This is a genomic window from Leclercia sp. GHBNCSD (assembly GCF_055805075.1).
Window position 1 is genome coordinate 2459000 of sequence record NZ_JBQVYO010000001.1, and the last position, 23915, is coordinate 2482914.

Here is a 23915-nt window from a genome sequence, read left to right on the forward strand (position 1 = left end):
TGTTTACGTTTCGGGAGATAACGAGGGGGTGGAGAACAAAAAACAGGGGAACAACAGGCATAAAAAAAGGCGCTTCCCCATGCCGGTTCGCGCCTTTTTAAACAAGCATTTAGCTAATCGAAATTAGTTCATGCCGTATTTTTTCAGTTTCTTACGCAGCGTACCACGGTTGATGCCCATCATCAGAGCAGCACGGGTCTGGTTACCGCGGGTGTATTGCATCACCATGTCCAACAGGGGCTGTTCAACTTCAGCCAGTACCAGCTCATACAGGTCGTTAACGTCCTGACCATTCAGTTGAGCAAAATAGTTCTTCAGTGCCTGTTTAACCGAATCACGCAGGGGCTTTTGAGTTACCTGGTCCTGAGAGTTAACGGTGGAAACGGTCAGTACGTCAGAATTTACGCGTTGTTCGAACATAGTTCTGTCAGCTCTTTATTTCATTACGCAAGATTTTCGAAGTATGCCTCCAACGCCTCCAGCTGTTCGCTGGCATCCTCTATGGCGTTGAATGTGCGCCGAAACTGGTCATCCGGAGCGTGTTCCTGGAGATACCAGGATACGTGTTTACGCGCGATTCGGTACCCTTTAGCCTGACCATAAAAGTCATGCAGTTCCCGAATATGCGCGCATAGCAAGTGCTTAACCTCTGCCAGCGGCAGCGGGGCAAGCAGCTCCCCAGTGTCCAGATAATGCTGGATTTCCCGAAAGATCCAGGGTCTTCCCTGAGCCGCACGTCCTATCATCAGAGCATCAGCCCCTGTATAGTCGAGCACAGCTCTGGCTTTAAGCGGGTCAGTAATGTCGCCATTCGCGATAACCGGAATGGAAACTTTCTGCTTAACTGCCCGAATGCTGTCGTATTCAGCTTCACCGTTGAACAAACAGGCGCGGGTGCGTCCATGTATGGTCAGGGCCTGAATGCCACAGTCTTCGGCCAGTTGGGCAATCTCTACACAGTTACGGTGATCCGGCGACCAACCCGTGCGAATCTTTAACGTAACAGGAACGTCCACTGCGCTGACAACCGCGGTCAGGATCGACTTCACCTGATCGGGGTATTGCAGAAGGGCTGAACCTGCAAGCTTGCGATTCACCTTTTTGGCCGGGCATCCCATATTGATATCAATAATCTGGGCGCCACTTTCCACGTTGATACGCGCGGCATCTGCCATCTCTTCAGGCACGCTCCCGGCGATTTGCACGGTGCGGATACCTGGTTCGTCAATATGCACCATCCGAAGACGGGATTTATCGCTTTCCCAAACCTGCGGGTTAGACGACATCATCTCTGAAACGGTTAATCCTGCTCCCATCTCATAACACAGCGTCCTGAATGGTCGGTCGGTAATACCTGCCATAGGTGCTGCGATCAGGCGATTTCTGAGCTGGTGGTTTCCGATACGCATGAGTTAAGAAATGACCATACTGTGACTGCAAGGCGGCGTATCTTACGCATTTTTTGCACGAGATGAAAGGCCAAACTTTGAACAATCCACTGCGGTAGATCAATGAATCGCCGCTCTATTACTCCCATTGAATTTATTCATCATTTAAATCATTGGGTTAGCGCGGGCGTGTTGTTTCGTTGGGTGTAACATTTTCCCGTAACTTCTTATCGTTTCTGATAAATGAATTGGTTATTCGGGATAATCTGCTGTTTTTAACAGCAGATTATCCCGCTTCTTTGCGATCCAGGTCGCATTTTAGAACATGATATCAGGATGAAAAGCGAGCGTTATTCCACGACAGTACGGCCATGTAATGGTTGTACCGGGCGATTATTATCGTGGTGCATAGTTCGTGTAAATTTTTCCAGCTGGGCTACAGACAATGTGAGCGGGTGTTGCATGACAATCCAGATCACCCCCTCTGAGCAGGGTGGCGTGGTTAAGGAACCGCTATAACGCCAGTACGTTTTCTCGTGTGGCAAGAGTTTGTTCAGGTCCAGATGCGTAGTAAGGGAGGTACTTTGCTCCACCTTCTGCGGCATGACGCTCCACAATTTGTCCAGTTCGGCGTTCGCCTTGCCTGTGTTGAACATGACGGCCACAACCGCTATCTCACCTGCTGCGTTTTTATGAACCAGATGCATCTCCAGCGCGAACTTTTTACCGTGGATCATGTTTTCAGCGGGGGCATGGAAGTGGAATTGTTGCAGTGTCCAGGCCTGATTATCCAGGGTAATAGTGTCTTTTGTACCGTCTTTCTCGCCAGCCTGAATAGTGTGCCCATTATTCGTTAACGTTACCGGACCGTCGGAATAGTGGGTTGCAAGGGGAAGAATATGTGCTTTGAGGGTTTTTTCGATGTTGATCGGCGACTGGTACATACCGGTCTGGCAGGTTTTGAAGTTACTGTCTATCTCTCCCCAATGCTCGGGGGCTCCTTCGCCTTCATAACTCCAATGGGACGCCCATGCTGAGACTGACATTAAGCTGAGGACAAGTACCGCCGCCTTACTAACGTAAGCTCTCATTATATTCTCCTTATAAATGGTAATGAGTAAAATAATAAATAAAAACAATTAGTTATTACTATTTTACAGGAGAATTAATTCGGGAAAGAGTGTTATTGCGGGTAAAAAAATAGCGTGGCCAGGGATGACCACGCTGGAGTGATTACTTCTTACAGCCTGTTATGCGACACCACTCCTCTTTCTCCACGACCGGATCAAGAGTGAACAGCTCGGCGTAGGCTTCGCATACGCTTTCAGCCTGGCTGGCAAGGATACCGGAAAGGCCCAGAAGACCCCCCTCAACGGGCAGCACACTGATTAGCGGCGCCAGTTCCCGTAACGGGCCAGCCAGAATGTTAGCGACCACGACATCGGCTTTCATGGCTTGCGGCTGGTCATCCGGCAAATAGAGCTCAAGGCGATCGGAGACACCGTTGCGTTCAGCATTGTCGCGACTGGCCTGAATCGCCTGCGGATCGATATCGATCCCAATCGCTTTTGCCGCACCCAGCTTCAGGGCCGCGATAGCGAGGATCCCGGAGCCGCAACCAAAGTCGATCACCGTCTTGCCGTCCAGATCCAGACCATCCAGCCACTGCAGGCACAAAGAGGTGGTCGGGTGGGTACCGGTACCAAATGCCAGGCCCGGATCGAGCATCACATTTACCGCATTTTCATCCGGCACGTCGCGCCAGCTCGGGCAGATCCACAGACGCTTGCCGAACTGCATCGGGTGGAAGTTATCCATCCATTCGCGCTCCCAGTCTTTATCCTCCAGCTGCTCGATCTTATGCGCGAAGCCTGCACCCAGCAGCGGATGATTTTCCAGAATGGCCACAACCTCGGCCATGTCGGTTTCGGCATCAAACAGACCGATGACATCGGTATCGCCCCACAGACGCGTTTCACCCGGCAGCGGTTCAAACACCGGCGTGTCATGCGTGTCCTGGAAGGTGATGGAGACCGCTCCGGCCTCCATCAACGCATCGCTCATCTCTTCGGCATTGGCGCCGGTCGTATTCAGTTTTAGTTGGATCCACGGCATGGCAAAACTCTTTATTTATCAGTAGAAATGACGGCGGTCTGCGGAGCGGGTTGACCGAAACGGTTCCCCACCACAAACGCCAGCAAACTTAACAGTAACGAAGGCACAATCGGATGGAAGCCCAGATACTGAATTTTAAAGGTGGCGAGCACGGCATAGAGCACGCCGCCGACAATCATTGCGCTCAGCGCACCGGCTGCATTGGCGCGCTCCCAGTAGAGGCCAAGCACCAGCGGCCAGAGGAACACCGCTTCCAGCCCGCCGAACGCCAGCAGGTTGAGCCAGATGATCATCTCCGGCGGTCGCCACGCGGCCAACAGCAGCAACGCGCCCAGAACCAGGGTGATCGCGGCTGACATCCGCTTCAGGCGGCGCTCGTTGTTCATCTGCTCAGGATGAATATTCAGATAGAGATCTTTAATGATCGTAGCGGAACTTTGCAGCAGTTGAGCATTAATTGTCGACATGATCGCCGCCATTGGCGCAGCAAGGAAGATCCCGGCAGCAAACGGCGGCAGCACTTTCACCATCAGGGTAGGGATCACCAGATCCGGCACGGTTAAGTCAGGTATTACCGCCCGGCCCAGCGCACCTGCAAGGTGCATACCGAACATCAGGATCGCCACCACGACAGTGCCGATGACAATCCCACGGTGTACCGCCTTGCTGTCTTTATAAGAGATGCAGCGCACGGCGGTATGGGGTAAACCAATCACCCCGAAGCAGACCAGCACCCAGAAGGAGGTCATAAAGGTTGGCGACAGAATGTCGTCCGCACCCTGCGGCGAAACCAGTTTCGGATCGATGGCTTGCAGTGTCTCCACCGCGTGACTTAACCCGCCCGCGGCATGCACCACGCCCACCAGCAGCACAAGGGTGCCGACCAGCATCACCATGCCCTGCAGCGTGTCATTGAGCACGCTGGCGCGGAAGCCGCCAAAGGCGGTATATAGCGCAATACTGACCCCAAAAATCAGCAGGCCCGTTTCATAGGGAATACCGGCTGCGGTTTCAAGGAGACGCGCGCCGCCGATAAACTGCACGGTCATGGCACCCACGAAGGCCACCAGCAGGCTCAGGCTGGCCAGCCAGACCAGCAGGCGGCTCTGGTAGCGGGCAAAGAGCATGTCATTGAGAGTGACGGCGTTATAGCGACGCGCCAGGATAGCGAATTTTTTCCCCAGAATGCCCAGCGAGAGCCAGATGGCGGGCAGTTGGATCATCGCCAGCAATACCCAGCCCAGCCCATATTTATAGGCCGCGCCCGGGCCGCCAATGAAAGAGCTGGCGCTGATATAGGTGGCGGTCAGGGTCATCGCCAGCACAATACCACCCATCGAGCGGCTGCCAAGAAAATACTCGTTCAGGAACGTGCCCGTTGTCCGTTTGCGCATGGCGTAAACAGAGAGGCCAAAAACAATAAAAAGATACGCGACGAGGGGCAGGATCACTTCAAGCTGCATTATCGTCATCCTCCAGCGGAATATCGCGATAGATGAATTTCACCATCGCCCAGCAGAGCAGAATAAACACCAGCGGGATGAGCAGGCAGGCCATCTCAAACCAGTGAGGCAGACCGGTGATCCCGATTGCAGAGCCAGGTAAGTAAGCGGCCACTAACCATGCCGCGAGATAGAGAAGGGTTAACCACAGCGCCCAGCGCGCTTCTTTATGGGCCTGAACAAAACGTTTGTCCATTTTTTGTCCCTTGTGGAAAAAGAAAGCGGGGATTGTACCTTATGGGGCCTGGCGATCCCCAGAAATAAAAAAAGGCCGGATTAACCGACCTTTTTACGCTTATGCAGGCTTATTTTTCATTAAGACCGAGTTTTTTCTCCAGATAGTGGATGTTGGTTCCACCATGCTGGAAGTTCTCGTCGCTCATGATACGCATCTGCAGATCAACGTTAGTTTTGATGCCGTCGATGATCAGCTCCTGCAGGGCGTTCTTCATGCGGGCAATCGCCACATCACGGGATTCGCCGTAGCAGATCAGCTTGCCGATCATTGAGTCATAGTACGGCGGTACGGTGTAACCGGCGTAGATATGAGACTCCCAACGCACACCAAAACCACCCGGCGCGTGGAAACGCGTGATTTTACCCGGGCTTGGCAGGAAGGTGTTTGGGTCTTCGGCGTTAATACGGCATTCCACCGCATGGCCTTTGACAATCACTTCTTCCTGCTTGATGGAGAGCGGCTGGCCCGCAGCGATACGCAGCTGCTCTTTGATCAGGTCAACGCCGGTGATCATTTCGGTAACCGGGTGTTCAACCTGAATACGGGTGTTCATCTCGATGAAGTAGAACTCGCCGTTTTCGAACAGGAACTCGAAAGTACCCGCCCCGCGATAGCCGATATCCACACAGGCTTTGGCGCAACGCTCGCCGATGTAGCGACGCAGCTCCGGCGTGATGCCTGGTGCTGGTGCCTCTTCGACCACTTTCTGGTGACGACGCTGCATGGAGCAGTCGCGTTCTGCCAGATAGATAGCGTTACCCTGACCGTCAGCCAGCACCTGAATTTCGATGTGGCGTGGGTTTTCCAGGTACTTCTCCATGTAGACCATGTCGTTGTTAAACGCGGCTTTCGCTTCCGCTTTGGTCATGGAGATAGACTGGGCCAGTTCGGCATCGCTGCGCACAACGCGCATACCGCGACCGCCGCCGCCGCCGGACGCTTTGATGATAACCGGGTAGCCAATGCGTTTTGCATGGGCGCGGTTAGCATCCATATCGTCGCCCAGTGGGCCGTCGGAACCCGGTACGGTCGGTACGCCCGCTTTCTTCATTGCGGTGATCGCAGACACTTTGTCGCCCATCAGACGAATGGTGTCAGCTTTCGGGCCGATGAAGATAAAGCCAGAGCGTTCAACCTGCTCAGCAAAGTTGGCGTTCTCAGAGAGGAAGCCGTAACCCGGGTGAATAGCCACCGCGCCGGTGATTTCAGCGGCGCTGATGATGGCCGGGATGTTGAGATAGCTTTTGACGGACGGAGCCGGGCCAATACAGACCGTCTCATCCGCCAGTAATACGTGTTTCAGATCGCGGTCCGCGCTTGAGTGCACAGCGACGGTCTTGATGCCCAGCTCTTTACAGGCACGAAGGATTCGCAGGGCAATCTCGCCACGGTTAGCGATAACAATTTTATCCAGCATGTTCGCCTCGTTACTCGATGACGACCAGCGGCTCGTCAAATTCAACCGGCTGACCACTTTCGACCAGAATCGCTTTCACAGTACCTGATTTGTCTGCTTCGATCTGGTTCATCATTTTCATGGCTTCAACGATGCACAGGGTATCGCCCACGTTAACTTTCTGGCCCACTTCGATGAACGCTTTCGCGTCCGGGCTCGGGGTGCGGTAGAAAGTACCAACCATTGGGGAACGTACGATGTGACCACTGATTTCTGCTGCAGCGGCAGGTGCGGCTTCAGTTGCGGCTGGCGCAACGGCTGCGGAAAGCGCAGGCTGCTGCACTGGCGCAGCATAAGCTTGCTGCATTACCGGGAAGCTAGCGGCTGGGGCTGCACGGCTGATGCGTACAGACTCTTCGCCTTCAGAAATTTCCAGTTCGGAGATGCCTGATTCTTCAACCAGCTCGATCAGTTTTTTAATCTTACGAATATCCATGAGTGGGTTCCGTACTCTTGTTTAGTGTGATTGTGACAAGCGTTTTACCGCTGTCTGTAAAGCGTATGAATAACCGTCTGCGCCCAGTCCGCAGATAACGCCAGCGGCGATATCCGACAGATACGAATGGTGGCGGAACGGCTCTCGGGCGTGCACGTTGCTGAGGTGGATCTCGATAAACGGGATACTCACCGCCAGCAGTGCGTCGCGGATAGCAACACTGGTGTGCGTAAACGCGGCCGGATTGATCAGGATATAGTCCACAGTGTCTTTAGCCTGATGAATACGGTCGATGAGTGCGTACTCCGCATTTGACTGAAAATGATCCAAATCCACATTCAGTGACGCTGCTTCGCTAACCAGACGTGTAACAATATCGGTGAGCGTCAGCGTGCCGTACTTCTCGGGTTCACGGGTGCCGAGCATATTCAGGTTCGGTCCGTTTAAAACTAAGATGTGAAACTTGTCAGCCATTGTGCCGCTATCTCCTGCGATTCTCCGGTAAAAAACAAAATATACCTTCGATGCACGATTGTCACCCTCTCAGGCTACGAAAAACCCGTCGGGGAGACCAAAGTGGCACATTATAACGATTTCGTAGCATTTGGCAGCTAAATACTGGTCTTATCAGGGAAGATTATCAACAGCATTCGGATAAATGCCCAGGAAGGTTAAACGATCTGCGGGGATACGCACGTTTTCGTTCACTATCGCCACCACTGGCGAAACTTCTTATAACGCCATGCCAGAAGCCCTAAAGCCAGTAACCCGTAGATGATCGGCTGTGGCGAGAGAATTTTCACTGACCAAAGGTAGTGGATGGGGGCCAGGATCGCGACAAGATAAACGAAATTATGCAGAAGTTGCCAGCGCCTCCCCAGTTTTCGCTGGGCATATTGGGTAGAGGTGAGGGTTAAAGCCAGCAAAATTATCCAGCTGACGATCCCGAGCGTCAGGTATGGACGGGTCACCAGTTCGCTTCCCAGCAGGGCCAGATTGTTGATGCCCAGCTCCAGTAACGCATAGCTGGTGAGGTGTAACGTCGCCCAGGCGAAGCACCATAGCCCCAGAAGGCGACGGGTGCGGATCAGCAGCGGCTGTTTTGCATAGCGCGCCAGCGGTGAAACCAGCAGAGTCGCCAGTAAAAATTTCAGCGCCGTCCGGCCAGTAAAGTGCTGGATATCTTTAGCCGGGTCGGCGCTAAAGCCGCCATGACTGGCGGCCCAGAAGAGCCATATAAAAGGAAGTAACCCTGCAAGATGCAGGGCGACCTTCAGCCAGGTAATCTGTTTTGCCGTCAGACGCACTTAGAAAAACTCCTTCAAATCGAGGCCGCGGTAGAGCGAGGCCACCTGGTCGGCATAGCCGTTAAACAGCAGCGTGGGCTGGCGCTTCACATCCAGCGCGCCGCCTGAGCCGATAAAACGCTCGGTAGCCTGCGACCAGCGCGGATGATCGACGTGCGGGTTCACGTTGGCGTAAAAACCGTACTCGTCAGGTGCGGCCAGGTTCCAGGTGGTGGGCGGACGCTCGCGGGTTAGCTTGATGCTGACAATCGATTTGATCCCCTTGAAGCCATACTTCCACGGTACGGTCAGGCGGATGGGTGCGCCGTTTTGCGGTGGCAGGGCTTTGCCATACACACCTACGGTGAGCAGCGTAAGCGGGTGCATAGCCTCGTCAATGCGCAGCCCTTCCACGTAAGGGTAATCGAGTCCGCCGCCGATAAACCGATCTTTCTGGCCAGGCATGATATCCGGGGCGTAAAGGGTCTGGAAGGCGACATACTTCGCATTGCTGGTGGGCTCTACCAGCGCCAGCAGTTTATGCAGCGGAAAACCTATCCACGGCACCACCATTGACCAGGCCTCAACGCAGCGCATACGGTAAATTCGCTCTTCCAGCGGAAAACGGTTAGTCAGGTCGTCGTAATCAAGGGTCAGCGGTTTTGCCACTTCGCCGTCGATTTTCAGCGTCCAGGGATTGGTCTTCAGGCTGCCGGCGTTGGCGGCAGGATCGGCTTTATCGAGGCCAAACTCATAGAAGTTGTTATAGCCCGTCACTTTCTCTTCAGGCGTCTTCGCAAGCTGGCTTTGCCACTGGGCAGGTTGGGTAAAGGTGAGCGGTTTTCCGGGTGGCGCTTTTGGGCGATCGTTGCCCTTGAACCAGTCCAGCAGGTCGGCCTGGGCGAGAGGCGAAAGGGTCAGCGCACCAGCGCCGATCCCCAGCATCTTCAGGATCTGGCGGCGCTTGAGCATAAAAACGGATTCCGCGGTGATATCGGCTTCCGTCAGGGGTTTCACTTTCATGGCATCCTCCGTCATGCATTTTTCTAAGCATGACGGAGGAGCGGGTTTAAAGCGAATATGTCACGAAAATTTGAAGATTACGCCAGCTTCACCAGCGTACGGCCCTGGATCTGGTTATTGATGATCTTCGCGGCATACTCCGGTGCCTGCTCAAGGCTAATCTGAGTGGCGCTTTGGTCGTAGAAGGCGGCCGGCAGATCGCGAACCAGTCGCTCCCAGGCCTGGGCACGGCGCTCTGGCGGGGTCATCACCGAATCGACACCCTGCAGACGGACGTTGCGTAGAATAAACGGCATCACCGTAGTCGGCAGGGCAAAACCGCCCGCCAGGCCGCACGCCGCGACGCAGCCGCCGTAGTTCATCTGCGCCAGCACTTTCGCCAGCACTTTGTCGCCCACGGTATCAATGGCACCGGCCCAGATCTGTTTCTCCAGCGGGCGGGTCTCAGCGAATTCGTCGCGGCCCAGAATGCGGCTCGCGCCCAGGGAACGCAGATAGTTATGGGTGCTTTCACGGCCAGAGACCGCCGCGACCTGATAGCCCAGCTTATGCAGCAGGGCAACCGCCGTGCTACCGACGCCACCGCTGGCGCCCGTCACCACCACTTCACCCGATTCAGGACGTACTCCGGCCTCTTCCAGCGCCATTACGCAGAGCATGGCGGTAAAACCGGCGGTGCCGATGATCATCGCTTTCCGGCCATCCAGCCCTTTTGGCATGGGTACCAGCCAGTCGCCGTTGACGCGCGCCTGCGCCGCCAGCCCGCCCCAGTGGTTTTCCCCCACGCCCCAGCCGGTCAGCAGCACCTGCTGGCCGGCATGAAAACGTGGGTCTTCGCTGGCATGTACGCGTCCCGCAAAATCGATACCTGGAACCATTGGGAAATTGCGGATAATTTTTCCGGTGCCCGTAATGGCCAGGGCGTCTTTATAGTTAAGGCTGGACCAGTCGATATCTACAGTCACGGCGCCTTCAGGCAGGCGGCTCTCTTCGATAGATTGTACTGACGCAAGAGTTTTGCCTTCCTGCTGTTCTAAGATCAAAGCCTGCATACGATTCCTTACTCAGCATGATGATTGGAAAAAAATTTTTGGAGACTATACTCGCTCAATGACATGCAATGCCGATTTAACGCAATAAATTGCCAGATACACCTGATTTGGTAGTATGCCAGTGCCGTATTGCGAGTTAGTACTTACTTGCTATCCTCACCAACTCACGGAGTAATCTCAAGGATGCGATTATCGACGAAGTTCTCCGCTTTTATCTCCTTGCTTACCGGGTTGACCATATTCGTCACCTTTATCGGCTGCTCGCTCAGTTTTTATAATGCGATCCAGGGAAAGCTGGCGAACCGCGTCCACTCCGTGGCGTCAGTGATTGATTCCCGCCTTGTCAGCACACCCTTTCCAGAACTTTCCCGTCAACTGGATGAGCTGATGGCCCCGGTGGATATCATGCGGGTGGAGATTAAGCAGGGCGGCAACCTCCTTTTAAGCCACACCGGGCATACGCATTACCGGCAGGTGGGTTCACCTCCGCAGATGCTCCAGCTCACCGTCCCCTCCCTGAAAAACCCCGGTATGACGATAAGCCTGGTCTATCTGGACCCAATGACCAGTTATTTTCGTTCATTGATGACCACCGCACCGCTCACGGTGGCGGTGATTTTCATCGTGGTGCTGATCTTCCTGGCGGTGCGCTGGCTGCGGCGTCAGCTCGCCGGACAGGAGCTACTGGAGTCGCGTTCTACGCGGATCCTTAACGGTGAACGCGGCGCGCAGGTGCGCGGCTCGGTCTATGAGTGGCCCTCACGCACCAGCAGCGCGTTGGACGTTTTGCTGTCCGAAATTCAGTTCGCCAGCGACCAGCGCAGCCGGATAGATACCCTGATCCGATCCTATGCCGCCCAGGACAATAAAACCGGCCTCAATAACCGCCTGTTCTTTGATAATCAGCTGGGCACTTTGCTGGAAGATCAGGAGAACGTGGGCACACATGGGGTGGTGATGATTATCCGTCTGCCGGACTTCGATCTGCTGAAAGATAACTGGGGGCGGGCAGTGGCGGAGGAGCAGCAGTTTACGCTCATTAATATGCTCTCCACCTTTATCATGCGTTACCCCGGCGCACTGCTGGCACGCTATCACCGCAGTGATTACGCCGTATTGTTGCCGCACCGCACGCTGAAGGAGTCTGAAAGCATTGCCGGGCTGCTGTTGAAATCGGTGGATGCGCTCCCACCCAGCAAAATGCTCGATCGTGATGACATGGTGCATATCGGCATCTGCGCCTGGCGCGGCGGCCAGTCTACCGAGCAGGTGATGGAACATGCCGAGGCTGCCACCCGTAATGCGGTGTTGCAAGGGGCGAACGGCTGGGCGGTTTATGATGACTCCCTGCCCGAAAAAGGACGCGGCAACGTGCGCTGGCGAACCTTAATCGAGCAGATGCTGACCCGAGGCGGACCGCGGATTTACCAAAAACCGGCGGTGCTGACCAGCGGCAAGGTCCATCATCGGGAACTGCTCTGTCGAATCTTCGACGGCAACGAAGAGGTGGTATCGGCCGAGTATCTGCCGATGATCCTGCAGTTTGGCCTGTCTGAAGAGTACGACCGCCAGCAGATATCGCGCTTGATGCCATTTTTATCCTACTGGCCCGAAGAGAACCTGGCGCTGCAGGTGACGGTGGAGTCGTTGATCCGCCCGCGTTTCCAGCGCTGGCTGCGGGATCTGCTGATGCAATGTGAAAAATCGCAGCGGAAACGGATTATTTTTGAACTTGCAGAGGCGGATGTTTGTCAACACATCAGTCGGTTACAGCCGGTTGTTCGGCTGATTAACGCGTTGGGCGCGCGCGTCGCGGTGACGCAGGCGGGTTTAACGCTGGTCAGCACCAGCTGGATCAAGGCGCTGGAGGTTGAGCTCCTGAAGCTGCATCCGGGGCTGGTAAGAAATATTGAAAAGCGCACGGAAAACCAGCTGCTGGTACAGAGCCTGGTGGAAGCGTGCAAAGGAACGCAAACGCGTGTATTTGCTACGGGTGTGCGGTCGCGAACGGAATGGCAGACATTGACAGAGCGCGGCGTGACAGGGGGTCAGGGCGATTTTTTTGCGGCCTCTCAGCCTCTTGACAGCAATGTGAAAAAATATTCGCAAAGATACTCTGTTTAACCTGCCGTTTGGTGAGTTTTCACGTAGAATATCGCGCCTGTAGCGTGATGTATGACGAGCAAAATGACAGTGAACGACCTTTAACGGGTTACAAATGTACGTGAGGAACGCTGCTGTTTTCTCAGCCCTGAGGGAGTCAGGCGACGATTTGTAACAAAGGAAACGTGCTGCACTAATTTTCACCGTAGCAGGCGATTTTTGCGCCTTGTCGCTGCTGCGTGTGGTTGGTAAAGTAAGCGGATTTTGTTTTCCGCCCCAGCTTTCAGGATTATCCCTTAGTATGTTGAAAAAATTTCGTGGCATGTTTTCCAATGACCTGTCCATTGACCTGGGTACCGCGAATACCCTCATTTATGTAAAAGGACAAGGCATCGTACTGAATGAGCCTTCAGTTGTGGCCATTCGTCAGGATCGTGCTGGTTCACCGAAAAGCGTAGCGGCTGTAGGCCATGACGCTAAGCAGATGCTTGGCCGTACGCCGGGTAATATCGCTGCCATTCGTCCGATGAAAGACGGCGTTATCGCTGACTTCTTCGTGACCGAGAAAATGCTTCAGCACTTTATCAAGCAAGTGCACAGCAACAGCTTTATGCGTCCGAGCCCACGTGTTCTGGTGTGCGTGCCGGTTGGCGCTACCCAGGTTGAACGTCGTGCTATTCGTGAATCCGCTCAGGGCGCTGGTGCGCGTGAAGTTTTCCTGATTGAAGAGCCAATGGCGGCGGCAATCGGCGCGGGTCTGCCGGTTTCCGAAGCAACCGGTTCCATGGTGGTGGATATCGGTGGCGGTACCACTGAAGTGGCCGTTATCTCCCTGAATGGTGTGGTTTACTCCTCCTCGGTACGTATCGGTGGCGACCGCTTTGACGAAGCCATCATTAACTACGTTCGCCGTAACTACGGCTCTCTGATCGGTGAAGCCACCGCAGAGCGTATCAAGCATGAAATCGGTTCTGCTTATCCGGGTGATGAAGTTCGCGAGATCGAAGTTCGCGGCCGTAACCTGGCAGAAGGGGTTCCGCGTGGCTTTACCCTGAATTCCAATGAGATCCTCGAAGCGCTGCAGGAGCCGTTAACCGGTATCGTCAGCGCCGTCATGGTTGCCCTCGAGCAGTGCCCGCCGGAACTGGCTTCCGATATCTCCGAGCGCGGTATGGTTCTGACCGGTGGTGGTGCGCTGCTGCGTAACCTCGACCGCCTGTTGATGGAAGAGACAGGAATTCCTGTCGTAGTTGCAGAAGATCCACTGACTTGCGTAGCCCGTGGCGGCGGCAAGGCGCTGGAGATGATCGACATGCACGGCGGCGACTTGTTCAGCGAAGAGTAGTCAGGTGTGAAAGGGTAGCGGATGGCTACCCTTTCTCTCTGACGCGAGAGTACGCATAGCCTATGAAGCCAATTTTTAGCCGTGGCCCGTCGCTACAGTTTCGCCTCATCCTTGGGGTGTTGGTAGCGCTTGGTGTCATTATTGCCGATAGCCGCCTCGGTACGTTCAGCCAGATCAGAACGTACATGGATACCGCCGTCAGTCCTTTCTATTTTGTATCAAATGGTCCCCGTGAATTACTCGACAGCGTTTCGCAAACTCTGTCCTCACGCGATCAACTCGAACTTGAAAACCGCGCGTTACGTCAGGAACTGCTGCTGAAAAACAGCGAACTGCTGATGCTGGGCCAGTACAAGCAGGAGAATGCCCGTCTGCGCGAGCTGCTGGGCTCCCCGCTGCGTCAGGATGAGCAGAAGATGGTGACCCAGGTGATCTCCACCGTTAACGATCCGTACAGCGATCAGGTGGTCATCGACAAAGGCAGCGTTAATGGCGTCTACGAAGGCCAGCCTGTCATCAGCGATAAAGGCGTCGTCGGCCAGGTGGTAGCCGTTGCTAAGCTCACCAGCCGCGTATTGCTGATTTGCGATGCGACCCATGCGCTGCCGATCCAGGTTCTGCGTAACGACATCCGCGTGATCGCAGCCGGTAACGGTTGTACGGACGATCTACAGCTGGAACATCTGCCGGCGAATACCGATATTCGCGTGGGTGACGTACTGGTGACCTCCGGTCTCGGCGGGCGTTTCCCGGAAGGGTACCCGGTTGGGGTGGTCTCCTCCGTGAAGCTGGATACTCAGCGCGCGTATACGGTGATTCAGGCACGTCCTACCGCGGGCTTACAGCGTCTGCGCTATCTGCTGCTGTTGTGGGGCGCCGATCGTAACGGTAGCAATCCCATGACGCCGGAAGAGGTGCACCGCGTGGCGAATGAACGTCTGATGCAGATGATGCCGCAGGTTCTGCCTGCGCCAAACTCCATGGGGCCGCCTGCGCCAGTTCCTGCGCCAGCGACAGGGCTGACCCAGCCACCGCCTGATGCGCCGCCGCCACCGCAACTCTCTCCGGGAGGGCAATAGTGGCAAGCTACCGTAGCCAGGGACGCTGGGTTATCTGGCTCTCGTTTTTGATCGCGCTGTTGCTGCAAGTCATGCCCTGGCCGGACGACATTCTCGTTTTCCGGCCAAACTGGGTGCTGCTGATTTTGCTCTACTGGATCCTTGCTCTGCCGCACCGCGTAAATGTGGGCACAGGTTTTGTGATGGGTGCCATACTGGATCTGATCAGTGGCTCGACGCTTGGCGTACGCGCGCTGTCCATGAGTATCATCGCATACCTGGTCGCACTGAAATATCAGCTCTTTCGTAATCTGGCGCTCTGGCAACAGGCGCTGGTGGTGATGTTGTTATCCATGGCCGCGGATATCATTGTTTTCTGGGCAGAGTTTTTAGTGATCAACGTCTCTTTCCGTCCGGAAGTGTTCTGGAGTAGTGTAGTAAACGGTGTGCTCTGGCCATGGCTGTTCCTGTTGATGCGTAAGGTCCGCCAGCAATTTGCCGTGCAATAAAAGGTTTCTATGACGTCTTTATATCTCGCTTCCGGCTCCCCGCGCCGTCAGGAGTTGCTCACGCAGTTGGGTCTCTCTTTTGAACGTATCGTTACCGGCATTGAGGAAAAACGGGCTGAGGGCGAAAGCGCTCAGCAGTATGTCTCTCGCCTGGCGCGGGAGAAAGCGCAGGCTGGCGTGGCGCAGGTGCCACGCGATTTACCGGTGCTGGGCGCAGATACCATCGTGATCCTTAACGGTGAAGTCCTCGAGAAACCTCACGACGGCGAGCATGCCTTCAGGATGCTGCGCAAATTGTCCGGACAAACGCATCAGGTGATGACCGCCGTCGCGCTGGCTGACCGTCAGCACGTGCTCGACTGTCTGGTTGTCACCGATGTCACGTTCAGAGTACTCACAGATGAGGATATCGCCGGTTATATCACCAGCGGTGAACCTATGGATAAAGCAGGTGCATACGGTATTCAAGGGTTGGGTGGCTGTTTTGTCAGGAAGATCAATGGCAGCTATCACGCCGTAGTCGGCTTACCGCTGGTGGAAACGTATGAGTTGCTGAGCAATTTTAACTCACTGCGTGAGGGAAGGGATAATTATGACGGCTGAATTGTTGGTAAACGTAACGCCATCGGAAACCCGTGTGGCCTATATTGATGGCGGCATTCTTCAGGAAATCCATATTGAGCGCGAAGCGCGACGCGGAATAGTAGGCAATATCTACAAAGGTCGTGTCAGTCGTGTACTACCGGGTATGCAGGCGGCATTTGTAGATATTGGACTCGATAAAGCGGCATTTTTACACGCCTCGGATATCATGCCGCACACCGAATGCGTGGCGGGAGAAGAGCAGAAGCAGTTTACCGTCCGTGATATCTCCGAGCTGGTGCGTCAGGGCCAGGATCTGATGGTGCAGGTGGTGAAAGATCCGCTGGGCACCAAAGGGGCGCGCCTGACCACCGACATTACCTTACCCTCCCGTTATCTGGTCTTTATGCCTGGCGCGTCACACGTTGGCGTCTCCCAGCGTATCGAAAGTGAAAGCGAGCGCGAACGGCTGAAAAAAGTCGTCAGTGCTTACTGCGATGAGCAGGGCGGCTTTATCATTCGCACCGCCGCAGAGGGGATTAGCGAAGAGGATCTGGCCTCGGATGCCGCCTACCTGAAACGCGTCTGGACCAAAGTGATGGAGCGTAAAAAACGCAACCAGACCCGCTGTCAGCTGTACGGTGAACTGGCGCTGGCCCAGCGCGTCCTGCGTGACTTCGCCGATGCCCAGCTCGATCGCATCCGCGTCGACTCCCGTCTGACCTATGATGCGCTGCTCGAATTCACCGCAGAATACATTCCTGAAATGCCGGGCCTGCTGGAGCACTACACCGGCAAACAGCCCATCTTCGATCTCTACGACGTTGAGAACGAAATTCAGCGCGCGCTGGAGCGTAAGGTCGAGCTGAAGTCCGGCGGCTATCTGATTATCGACCAGACCGAAGCGATGACCACTGTGGATATCAACACCGGGGCGTTTGTCGGGCATCGCAATCTGGACGACACCATTTTCAACACCAATATTGAAGCGACGCAGGCCATTGCGCGTCAGCTTCGTCTGCGCAATCTGGGTGGCATCATCATCATCGACTTTATCGATATGAGTAACGAAGACCACCGCCGTCGCGTGCTGCATTCGCTGGAGCAGGCGCTGAGTAAAGATCGCGTAAAAACCAGCATTAACGGCTTTTCCCAGCTTGGGCTGGTAGAAATGACCCGCAAGCGCACCCGTGAAAGCGTGGAGCATGTGCTGTGTAACGAGTGCCCAACCTGCCATGGTCGCGGCACGGTGAAGACGGTAGAGACGGTTTGCTACGAGATCATGCGTGAGATCGTTCGCGTGCATCACGCCTACGACTCCGACCGTTTCCTGGTCTATGCTTCTCCTTCGGTGGCGGAAGCCTTGAAAGGGGAAGAGTCACACGCTCTGGCGGAAGTGGAAATCTTTGTCGGCAAACAGGTAAAAGTACAAATCGAGCCGCTCTATAACCCGGAGCAGTTTGACGTGGTGATGATGTAAAACGCAGCGTGCTGCGAGAAAACGGCTGACAAGGAGAGACGCGTGAGGCGATTGCCGGGGATTTTACTGCTTACAGGGGCAACGCTGATAGTGATTGTCGCGCTGCTGGTAAGCGGGCTGCGTCTCGTATTGCCGCATCTGGACAACTGGCGCCCGCAGCTGCTGGCGAAGATCGAATCCGCGACCGGTGTGCCCGTCGCGGCCAGCCAGCTCAACGCGAGCTGGCAAAACTTTGGCCCGACCCTGGAAGTGCGCGACATCAACGCGCAGCTGAAGGATGGCGGCCACGTTAAGATTAAGCGTGTGACCCTGGCGCTGGATGTCTGGCAAAGCCTGCTGCACCTGCGCTGGCAGTTTCGCGATCTCACCTTCTATCAGCTGCAATTTCTGACCAACACCCCGCTGCGCAGCGACGATCAGGGCGAAGGCTTCGAAGCCAACCGCATCAGCGATCTCTTTCTGCGCCAGTTCGATCATTTCGATCTGCGCGACAGCGAGATAAGCTTTATCACCCTTTCCGGGCAGCGTGCCGAGCTGGCGATCCCCCAGTTAACCTGGCTCAACGGCAAAGAGCGCCATCGCGCCGAAGGCCAGGTCAGCCTCTCCAGCCTGAACGGACAGCACGGCGTGATGCAGGTGCGTATGGATCTGCGTGACGACAATGGCCTGCTGAATAACGGTAAAGTGTGGATGCAGGCCGACGACGTGGACGTCAAACCCTGGCTGGGAGAGTGGCTGCAGCAGGACATGCAGCTCGAAACCGCGCGCTTTAGCATTGAAGGCTGGATGACCCTCACCAACGGCCAGTTCGCCAGCGGCGATCTCTGGCTAAAGCAGGGCGGCGCCACCTGGCCGGGGGAAACGCGTCAGCATCAGCTCTCTGTGGATAATCTCACCGCCCATGTGACCCGTGCCAATGAGGGCTGGCAGTTCGCCATTCCGGATACCCGTATCACCCTGGATGACAAAGCCTGGCCACGCGGGGCCTTGTCGCTGGCCTGGATTCCGGCGCAGGATGTGGGCGGCGTTGACAGTAAACGCAGCGATGAACTGCGCATTCGCGCCAGCAATCTGGAGCTGTCTGGCCTTGAGGGGCTACGGACCCTTGCGGCGAAACTCTCTCCGGCGCTGGGCGAAGTCTGGCAGGCCACCCAGCCGGTGGGGGCGATCAACGCCCTGGCACTGGATATTCCGCTGCAGGCAACAGAAAAAACCCGCTTCAACATTGCCTGGACCGATCTCGCCTGGAAGCAGTGGGAGATGTTGCCGGGCGCCGAGCATTTTAGCGGCACGCTGGAAGGCAGCATGGAAGATGGCCGTCTGGTGGCCCATATGCGTGACGCGAAAATGCCGTATGAAACGGTCTTCCGCGCGCCGCTGGAAATTGAAAAAGGGACCGCCACCCTCCACTGGCTGAAGAACGAGAAAGGTTTCCAGCTCGACGGGCGCGACATCGACGTGAAAGCCAAAGCGGTGCATGCCCGGGGTGATTTCCGCTATCTGCAACCGGCGGGCGATGAGCCCTGGCTGGGGATCCTGGCGGGCATCAGCACCGACGACGGCTCACAGGCCTGGCGCTATTTTCCTGAAAACCTGATGGGTAAAGCGCTGGTGGACTATTTGAGCGGCGCCATTCAGGGCGGGCAGGCGGACAACGCCACCCTGGCGTATGGCGGCAATCCGCATCTCTTCCCCTACAAGCACAACGAAGGGCAGTTCCAGGTGCTGGTGCCGTTACGCAACGCCACCTATGCCTTCCAGCCTGACTGGCCGGCGCTGAAAAACCTCGATATTGAGCTCAACTTTATCAATGACGGCTTGTGGATGAAAACCGATGGCGTGGCGCTGGGCGGCGTGAAGGCCAGCAACCTGACGGCGGTGATCCCCGATTATTCAAAAGAAAAACTGCTGATCGACGCCGATATCAACGGGCCTGGAAAAGCCGTTGGACCCTATTTTGACGAGACGCCGTTAGACGATTCGCTGGGCGCCACGCTCCAGCAGCTCCAGCTGGATGGCGATGTGAATGCTCGCTTACATCTGGATATCCCGCTGGACGGCACCATGACCACCGCAGAAGGCGACGTCAGGTTGAAAAATAACAGCCTGTTCATCAAGCCGCTGAACAGCACGTTGAAAAACCTGACCGGCCAGTTCAGCTTCGTGAATGGCGATCTGAAAAGCGGGCCGCTGACCGCAAACTGGTTCAGCCAGCCGGTGAAGATCGATTTCTCCACCACCGAGGGCGAGAAAGCCTACCAGGTGGCGGTCAATATGGATGCCAGCTGGCAACCTTCGCGGATGGATGTGCTGCCCAAAGTGGTCAGCCAGTCCCTTGAAGGCCGTGTACCGTGGAACGGCAAGGTGGCGATCGATCTGCCTTATCGTGGCACCCCGCATTACAAAGTGGACATCAGCGGCGACCTGAAAAGCGTCAGCAGCGATCTGCCTTCTCCCCTGAACAAGCGCGCAGGCGAGCCGCTGCCGGTGAAGCTAAATGTCGACGGGGATCTCAACAGCTTTACCCTGACCGGCAACGCCAGCGGGACAAATCACTTTAACAGCCGCTGGCTGCTGAACCGTAAGCTGACGCTGGATCGCGCCATCTGGACCACCGACAGCCGCACCCTGCCGCCGCTGCCGGAGCAGGCGGGTATAGAGCTCAACCTGCCGCCGATGGACGGGGCAGAATGGCTGGCGCTTTTCCAGCGCGGGGTGGGGCAAAATGTGGATGAAGCGGCGCAGTTCCCGCAACACATCACGGTGCGCACGCCAGCGCTGACGCTGGGCGGGCAGCAGTGGAATAACCTGAGCATTGTCTCGCAGCCCACCCTCAACGGTTCGAAAATCGATGCCCAGGGACGGGAGATCAACGCCAGCCTGCTGATGCGTGACACCGCGCCGTGGCAGGCGCAGATCCGCTATCTCTATTACAATCCGGCCTCCGTCACCGCCGGGACAAGCAATAACGTCTCGCCGTTATCCAGTACCTCACGAATCGATTTTAGCGGCTGGCCTGACCTACAGCTGCGCTGCGCCGAGTGCTGGCTCTGGGGACAGAAGTATGGCCGAGTTAATGGCGATTTCACCATCAAGGGCGATACCCTGACCCTGGCGGGAGGGTTGATTGATACCGGCTTCGGGCGCCTGACCGCCAACGGCGAATGGGTGAACGGCGTCCGCGAGAAGCGCACCTCTCTGAAGGGGCAAATTAAGGGCAACAAGCTGGATGCCGCCGCTAACTATTTTGGCGTCACGACCCCGATTCGCGGTTCATCGTTTGATGTCGATTACGATCTGCACTGGCGCGACATGCCCTGGAAGCCTGACGAAGCCTCGCTTAACGGCATTCTGAAAACGCGGCTGGGGAGAGGTGAAATCGCCGATCTCAGCACCGGCCATGCAGGGCAACTGTTGCGGTTACTCAGTTTCGACGCCCTGCTGCGCAAGCTGCGCTTTGACTTCAACGATACCTTTAATGAAGGCTTCTACTTCGACTCGATCCGCAGCACCGCGTGGATCAAAGATGGCGTATTGCACACCGACGATACGCTGGTGGACGGGCTGGAAGCAGATATCGCCATGAAAGGCTCCGTCAATCTGGTGCGTCGTGAGCTGGATATGGAAGCGGTGGTGGCGCCGGAAATTTCCGCCACCGTCGGCGTGGCGGCGGCCTTTGCCGTTAACCCGATTGTGGGCGCGGCGGTGTTTGCCGCCAGTAAAGTGCTGGGACCGCTGTGGAGCAAAGTCTCCATTCTGCGCTATCACATTACCGGCCCGGTGGATAAACCGCAGATTAATGAAGTGCTGCGTCAGCCTCGCAAAGATGCACAGCAATGATTTGACGCGGGCAATTAATTGCCTCACTCTCAATAGATAAGATCTTAGATACGTCCTGTGGACGGCAACGAACGAGTAGCAAAACGATGAGTCTGAACCTGGTAAGTGAACATCTGCTGGCAGCGAACGGCCTGAGCCATCAGGACCTCTTTTCCATTCTTGGTCAACTGACCGAACGCCGTCTCGACTACGGCGATCTCTACTTTCAGTCGAGCTATCACGAATCCTGGGTTTTAGAAGACAGCATCATCAAAGATGGCTCGTATAACATCGACCAGGGCGTCGGCGTACGTGCCGTTAGCGGTGAGAAAACCGGTTTTGCCTATGCGGACCAGGTTAGCCTGACCGCGCTGGAACAGAGCGCGCAGGCGGCCCGCACCATCGTGCGCGAAAGTGGCGATGGCCGGGTGAAAACCCTGGGTGAAGTGCAGCACTCTGCGCTCTATACCAGCGTCGATCCGCTGCAAAGCATGAGTCGTGAAGAGAAGCTGGATATCCTGCGCCGGGTGGACAAAGTCGCCCGCGCGGAAGACAAGCGCGTACAGGAAGTCTCGGCCAGCCTGAGCGGCGTATATGAGCTGATTCTGGTGGCGGCAACCGACGGCACCCTGGCCGCCGACGTGCGTCCGCTGGTGCGTCTCTCCGTCAGCGTGCTGGTGGAAGAGGATGGCAAACGCGAGCGCGGCTCCAGCGGCGGCGGCGGTCGTTTCGGTTATGAATGGTTCCTCAATCCGGTGGATGGCGAAGTGCGTGCCGACGCCTGGGCGAAAGAGGCGGTGCGCATGGCGCTGGTTAACCTCTCTGCCGTGGCGGCGCCTGCGGGTACGCTGCCGGTAGTGCTGGGTGCAGGCTGGCCTGGTGTACTGCTGCACGAAGCGGTAGGCCACGGTCTGGAAGGCGACTTCAACCGCCGCGGCACCTCTGTGTTCAGCGGTCAGGTAGGGGAGCTGGTAGCCTCGGAACTCTGTACCGTAGTGGATGATGGCACCATGACCGATCGTCGTGGCTCGATCTCCATCGACGATGAAGGCACGCCGGGCCAGTACAACGTGCTGATCGAAAACGGCATCCTGAAAGGCTATATGCAGGACAAGCTGAATGCGCGCCTGATGGGCGTTGCGCCAACCGGCAATGGCCGTCGCGAATCCTACGCGCACCTGCCGATGCCGCGTATGACCAACACCTATATGCTGGCGGGTAAATCCACGCCGCAGGAAATTATCGAATCCGTTGATTACGGGATCTACGCGCCGAACTTCGGCGGTGGCCAGGTGGATATCACCTCCGGTAAATTTGTCTTCTCAACCTCAGAAGCCTATCTGATTGAGAAGGGCAAAGTGACCAAAGCGGTGAAAGGCGCCACCCTGATTGGCTCCGGCATCGAAGCGATGCAGCAGATCTCAATGGTGGGTAACGATCTGAAGCTGGATAACGGCGTCGGTGTCTGCGGTAAAGAGGGGCAGAGCCTGCCGGTAGGCGTCGGTCAGCCAACCCTGAAAGTGGATAACCTGACCGTCGGTGGTACTGCGTAATCTTTTCATCCTGACCCTCTCCCGCGGGAGAGGGTTACTCCTTCCTTCCCCGCATCTCCTGAAACAGCGTCGCCACCTGCACAAAATAGTCCGTCAGATAGTTAATGCACACCTGCACCTTCAGCGGCAGCTTATCCTTTTCGGTATAGACCGCGTAAACCGGGCGTGGATCCGACTGATAGCGCGGGAAGAGGATCTCCAGCTCGCCGCTGTTGATCTCGTTGATCACCCACATCAGCGGCACATAGGCGATCCCGGCTCCAGCCACCAGCCAGCGGGAGATGGTCATCGGATCGTTAGTGACAAAACGCCCCTGCGGCAGCAGCTTTGTTGACAGACCCTCTGGCGCAGTCAGCTCAAATTCATTATCCGGCCGCACGCTGTACTCCAGCCAGGCGTGATTGCTGAGGTCCGCCGGTTTTTCCGGGATACCCGCTCTGGCGAGGTATTTTTTCGCCGCGCACACCACCATCGGCATGCTCCCCAGACGACGCGAAAAGAGGCTCGAATCCTGCAAAGCCCCGACGCGGATCACCACATCCAGGCCATCGGCGATCAGATCCGGAGCGGGAATACCGGTGACCAGATTAACCGTCAGCCCCGGATACTCCTGCAACATCTCAGCGGTCATTTCAGCCAGGACATTTTGTGCCATAGTTGAAGAGCAGCCGATGCGCAGCGTGCCGATGGGGGTGTTATTGAAGGCGTAGAGTTGCTCATGTACCGACTGGGCTTCATACAACATTCGCCGGCAGCCCTGATAATAGATTTTCCCTGCCTCCGTCAGGCCGAGGCTGCGCGTGCTGCGGTTGAGAAGCTTCACCTGGAGGTCATCTTCCAGTTTGGCAACGGTCTGGCTGATAGAAGAGACGCTCATCTGTAGTTGCCTGGCCGCGGCGGTAAAGGAGCCCAGCTCAACGACTTTGGCAAAAACTGACATCCGTTTTAGACGTTCCATTATTCACTCTGG

General features: G+C 56.0%; 21 protein-coding genes. 8 read left to right on the forward strand and 13 right to left on the reverse strand.

Going from position 1 to position 23915, the window contains the following annotated elements; genetic code table 11:
* Window positions 1–123: 123 nt before the first annotated feature.
* The 12 genes from fis to acuI all read right to left on the reverse strand — a co-directional run bounded on the left by fis (window position 124) and on the right by acuI (window position 10496).
* Window positions 124–420 (reverse strand): DNA-binding transcriptional regulator Fis, encoded by a 297-nt coding sequence (fis, locus tag ACT3IC_RS11940; RefSeq protein WP_000462905.1) that lies wholly within the window; start codon window positions 418–420, stop codon window positions 124–126.
* Between the two features lie 23 nt (window positions 421–443).
* Window positions 444–1409 carry a tRNA dihydrouridine synthase DusB gene (gene dusB / locus ACT3IC_RS11945; RefSeq protein ID WP_103177243.1) on the reverse strand — a complete coding sequence of 322 codons (966 nt, stop codon included), beginning with the start codon at window positions 1407–1409 and terminating at the stop codon, window positions 444–446.
* Between the two features lie 329 nt (window positions 1410–1738).
* Window positions 1739–2479: a carbonic anhydrase gene (locus ACT3IC_RS11950; protein ID WP_473477571.1), complete on the reverse strand. Its 741-nt coding sequence runs from the start codon at window positions 2477–2479 to the stop codon at window positions 1739–1741.
* 142 nt (window positions 2480–2621) lie between these two features.
* Window positions 2622–3503: a 50S ribosomal protein L11 methyltransferase gene (prmA, locus tag ACT3IC_RS11955; RefSeq protein WP_180209668.1), complete on the reverse strand. Its 882-nt coding sequence runs from the start codon at window positions 3501–3503 to the stop codon at window positions 2622–2624.
* 11 nt (window positions 3504–3514) lie between these two features.
* Complete coding sequence (gene panF, locus ACT3IC_RS11960) at window positions 3515–4966, reverse strand: sodium/pantothenate symporter (RefSeq protein ID WP_156655289.1); 1452 nt, start codon at window positions 4964–4966, stop codon at window positions 3515–3517.
* The gene (locus ACT3IC_RS11965; RefSeq protein ID WP_103177239.1) at window positions 4956–5201 is read right to left on the reverse strand and encodes a YhdT family protein; all 246 of its coding nucleotides are present in this window, start codon (window positions 5199–5201) and stop codon (window positions 4956–4958) included. Before ACT3IC_RS11965 ends, panF begins: the two co-directional genes overlap by 11 nt.
* Before the next feature lie 109 nt (window positions 5202–5310).
* Window positions 5311–6660 (reverse strand): acetyl-CoA carboxylase biotin carboxylase subunit, encoded by a 1350-nt coding sequence (gene accC / locus ACT3IC_RS11970; RefSeq protein WP_103177238.1) that lies wholly within the window; start codon window positions 6658–6660, stop codon window positions 5311–5313.
* A gap of 10 nt (window positions 6661–6670) precedes the next feature.
* Window positions 6671–7135 (reverse strand): acetyl-CoA carboxylase biotin carboxyl carrier protein, encoded by a 465-nt coding sequence (gene accB / locus ACT3IC_RS11975; protein WP_013098992.1) that lies wholly within the window; start codon window positions 7133–7135, stop codon window positions 6671–6673.
* A gap of 21 nt (window positions 7136–7156) precedes the next feature.
* Window positions 7157–7609: a type II 3-dehydroquinate dehydratase gene (gene aroQ / locus ACT3IC_RS11980; protein ID WP_473477576.1), complete on the reverse strand. Its 453-nt coding sequence runs from the start codon at window positions 7607–7609 to the stop codon at window positions 7157–7159.
* 233 nt (window positions 7610–7842) lie between these two features.
* Window positions 7843–8442, reverse strand: a complete 600-nt coding sequence (gene msrQ, locus ACT3IC_RS11985; RefSeq protein WP_103177235.1) for a protein-methionine-sulfoxide reductase heme-binding subunit MsrQ — start codon at window positions 8440–8442, stop codon at window positions 7843–7845.
* Window positions 8443–9444: a protein-methionine-sulfoxide reductase catalytic subunit MsrP gene (gene msrP, locus ACT3IC_RS11990; protein WP_103177234.1), complete on the reverse strand. Its 1002-nt coding sequence runs from the start codon at window positions 9442–9444 to the stop codon at window positions 8443–8445.
* Window positions 9445–9521: 77 nt separating this feature from the next.
* On the reverse strand, window positions 9522–10496 hold the full coding sequence (gene acuI, locus ACT3IC_RS11995; RefSeq protein WP_103177233.1) for an acrylyl-CoA reductase (NADPH): 975 nt from the start codon (window positions 10494–10496) through the stop codon (window positions 9522–9524).
* A gap of 183 nt (window positions 10497–10679) precedes the next feature.
* Between acuI and csrD the strand changes: the two genes are divergently transcribed.
* The 8 genes from csrD to tldD all read left to right on the forward strand — a co-directional run bounded on the left by csrD (window position 10680) and on the right by tldD (window position 22945).
* Window positions 10680–12620 carry an RNase E specificity factor CsrD gene (csrD, locus tag ACT3IC_RS12000; RefSeq protein ID WP_156655288.1) on the forward strand — a complete coding sequence of 647 codons (1941 nt, stop codon included), beginning with the start codon at window positions 10680–10682 and terminating at the stop codon, window positions 12618–12620.
* 280 nt (window positions 12621–12900) lie between these two features.
* Window positions 12901–13944: a rod shape-determining protein MreB gene (gene mreB, locus ACT3IC_RS12005; protein WP_000913396.1), complete on the forward strand. Its 1044-nt coding sequence runs from the start codon at window positions 12901–12903 to the stop codon at window positions 13942–13944.
* 62 nt (window positions 13945–14006) lie between these two features.
* Complete coding sequence (gene mreC, locus ACT3IC_RS12010; RefSeq protein WP_103177231.1) at window positions 14007–15023, forward strand: rod shape-determining protein MreC; 1017 nt, start codon at window positions 14007–14009, stop codon at window positions 15021–15023.
* A complete protein-coding gene (mreD, locus tag ACT3IC_RS12015; RefSeq protein ID WP_103177230.1) occupies window positions 15023–15511 on the forward strand; it encodes a rod shape-determining protein MreD in 489 nt (162 codons plus the stop codon). Before mreC ends, mreD begins: the two co-directional genes overlap by 1 nt.
* Window positions 15512–15520: 9 nt before the next feature.
* Window positions 15521–16114 carry a Maf family protein gene (locus ACT3IC_RS12020; protein ID WP_103177229.1) on the forward strand — a complete coding sequence of 198 codons (594 nt, stop codon included), beginning with the start codon at window positions 15521–15523 and terminating at the stop codon, window positions 16112–16114.
* Window positions 16104–17573, forward strand: a complete 1470-nt coding sequence (gene rng, locus ACT3IC_RS12025; RefSeq protein WP_103177228.1) for a ribonuclease G — start codon at window positions 16104–16106, stop codon at window positions 17571–17573. Before ACT3IC_RS12020 ends, rng begins: the two co-directional genes overlap by 11 nt.
* A gap of 42 nt (window positions 17574–17615) precedes the next feature.
* Window positions 17616–21413, forward strand: a complete 3798-nt coding sequence (yhdP, locus tag ACT3IC_RS12030) for an AsmA2 domain-containing protein YhdP (protein ID WP_159339876.1) — start codon at window positions 17616–17618, stop codon at window positions 21411–21413.
* 86 nt (window positions 21414–21499) lie between these two features.
* On the forward strand, window positions 21500–22945 hold the full coding sequence (gene tldD / locus ACT3IC_RS12035) for a metalloprotease TldD (RefSeq protein WP_156655286.1): 1446 nt from the start codon (window positions 21500–21502) through the stop codon (window positions 22943–22945).
* A 34-nt stretch (window positions 22946–22979) separates the two neighbouring features.
* Here tldD and aaeR read toward each other — a convergent pair whose 3' ends face one another.
* Window positions 22980–23903: an HTH-type transcriptional activator AaeR gene (gene aaeR, locus ACT3IC_RS12040; protein WP_103177225.1), complete on the reverse strand. Its 924-nt coding sequence runs from the start codon at window positions 23901–23903 to the stop codon at window positions 22980–22982.
* Window positions 23904–23915: the final 12 nt, after the last annotated feature.

What these genes read in the sequence shown, in the direction of transcription:
- fis (WP_000462905.1), bottom strand. Translation starts at nt 420, where the DNA reads ATGTTCGAACAACGCGTAAATTCTGACGTACTGACCGTTTCCACCGTT.
- dusB (WP_103177243.1), bottom strand. Translation starts at nt 1,409, where the DNA reads ATGCGTATCGGAAACCACCAGCTCAGAAATCGCCTGATCGCAGCACCT.
- ACT3IC_RS11950 (WP_473477571.1), bottom strand. Translation starts at nt 2,479, where the DNA reads ATGAGAGCTTACGTTAGTAAGGCGGCGGTACTTGTCCTCAGCTTAATG.
- prmA (WP_180209668.1), bottom strand. Translation starts at nt 3,503, where the DNA reads ATGCCGTGGATCCAACTAAAACTGAATACGACCGGCGCCAATGCCGAA.
- panF (WP_156655289.1), bottom strand. Translation starts at nt 4,966, where the DNA reads ATGCAGCTTGAAGTGATCCTGCCCCTCGTCGCGTATCTTTTTATTGTT.
- ACT3IC_RS11965 (WP_103177239.1), bottom strand. Translation starts at nt 5,201, where the DNA reads ATGGACAAACGTTTTGTTCAGGCCCATAAAGAAGCGCGCTGGGCGCTG.
- accC (WP_103177238.1), bottom strand. Translation starts at nt 6,660, where the DNA reads ATGCTGGATAAAATTGTTATCGCTAACCGTGGCGAGATTGCCCTGCGA.
- accB (WP_013098992.1), bottom strand. Translation starts at nt 7,135, where the DNA reads ATGGATATTCGTAAGATTAAAAAACTGATCGAGCTGGTTGAAGAATCA.
- aroQ (WP_473477576.1), bottom strand. Translation starts at nt 7,609, where the DNA reads ATGGCTGACAAGTTTCACATCTTAGTTTTAAACGGACCGAACCTGAAT.
- msrP (WP_103177234.1), bottom strand. Translation starts at nt 9,444, where the DNA reads ATGAAAGTGAAACCCCTGACGGAAGCCGATATCACCGCGGAATCCGTT.
- acuI (WP_103177233.1), bottom strand. Translation starts at nt 10,496, where the DNA reads ATGCAGGCTTTGATCTTAGAACAGCAGGAAGGCAAAACTCTTGCGTCA.
- csrD (WP_156655288.1), top strand. Translation starts at nt 10,680, where the DNA reads ATGCGATTATCGACGAAGTTCTCCGCTTTTATCTCCTTGCTTACCGGG.
- mreB (WP_000913396.1), top strand. Translation starts at nt 12,901, where the DNA reads ATGTTGAAAAAATTTCGTGGCATGTTTTCCAATGACCTGTCCATTGAC.
- mreC (WP_103177231.1), top strand. Translation starts at nt 14,007, where the DNA reads ATGAAGCCAATTTTTAGCCGTGGCCCGTCGCTACAGTTTCGCCTCATC.
- ACT3IC_RS12020 (WP_103177229.1), top strand. Translation starts at nt 15,521, where the DNA reads ATGACGTCTTTATATCTCGCTTCCGGCTCCCCGCGCCGTCAGGAGTTG.
- rng (WP_103177228.1), top strand. Translation starts at nt 16,104, where the DNA reads ATGACGGCTGAATTGTTGGTAAACGTAACGCCATCGGAAACCCGTGTG.
- tldD (WP_156655286.1), top strand. Translation starts at nt 21,500, where the DNA reads ATGAGTCTGAACCTGGTAAGTGAACATCTGCTGGCAGCGAACGGCCTG.
- aaeR (WP_103177225.1), bottom strand. Translation starts at nt 23,903, where the DNA reads ATGGAACGTCTAAAACGGATGTCAGTTTTTGCCAAAGTCGTTGAGCTG.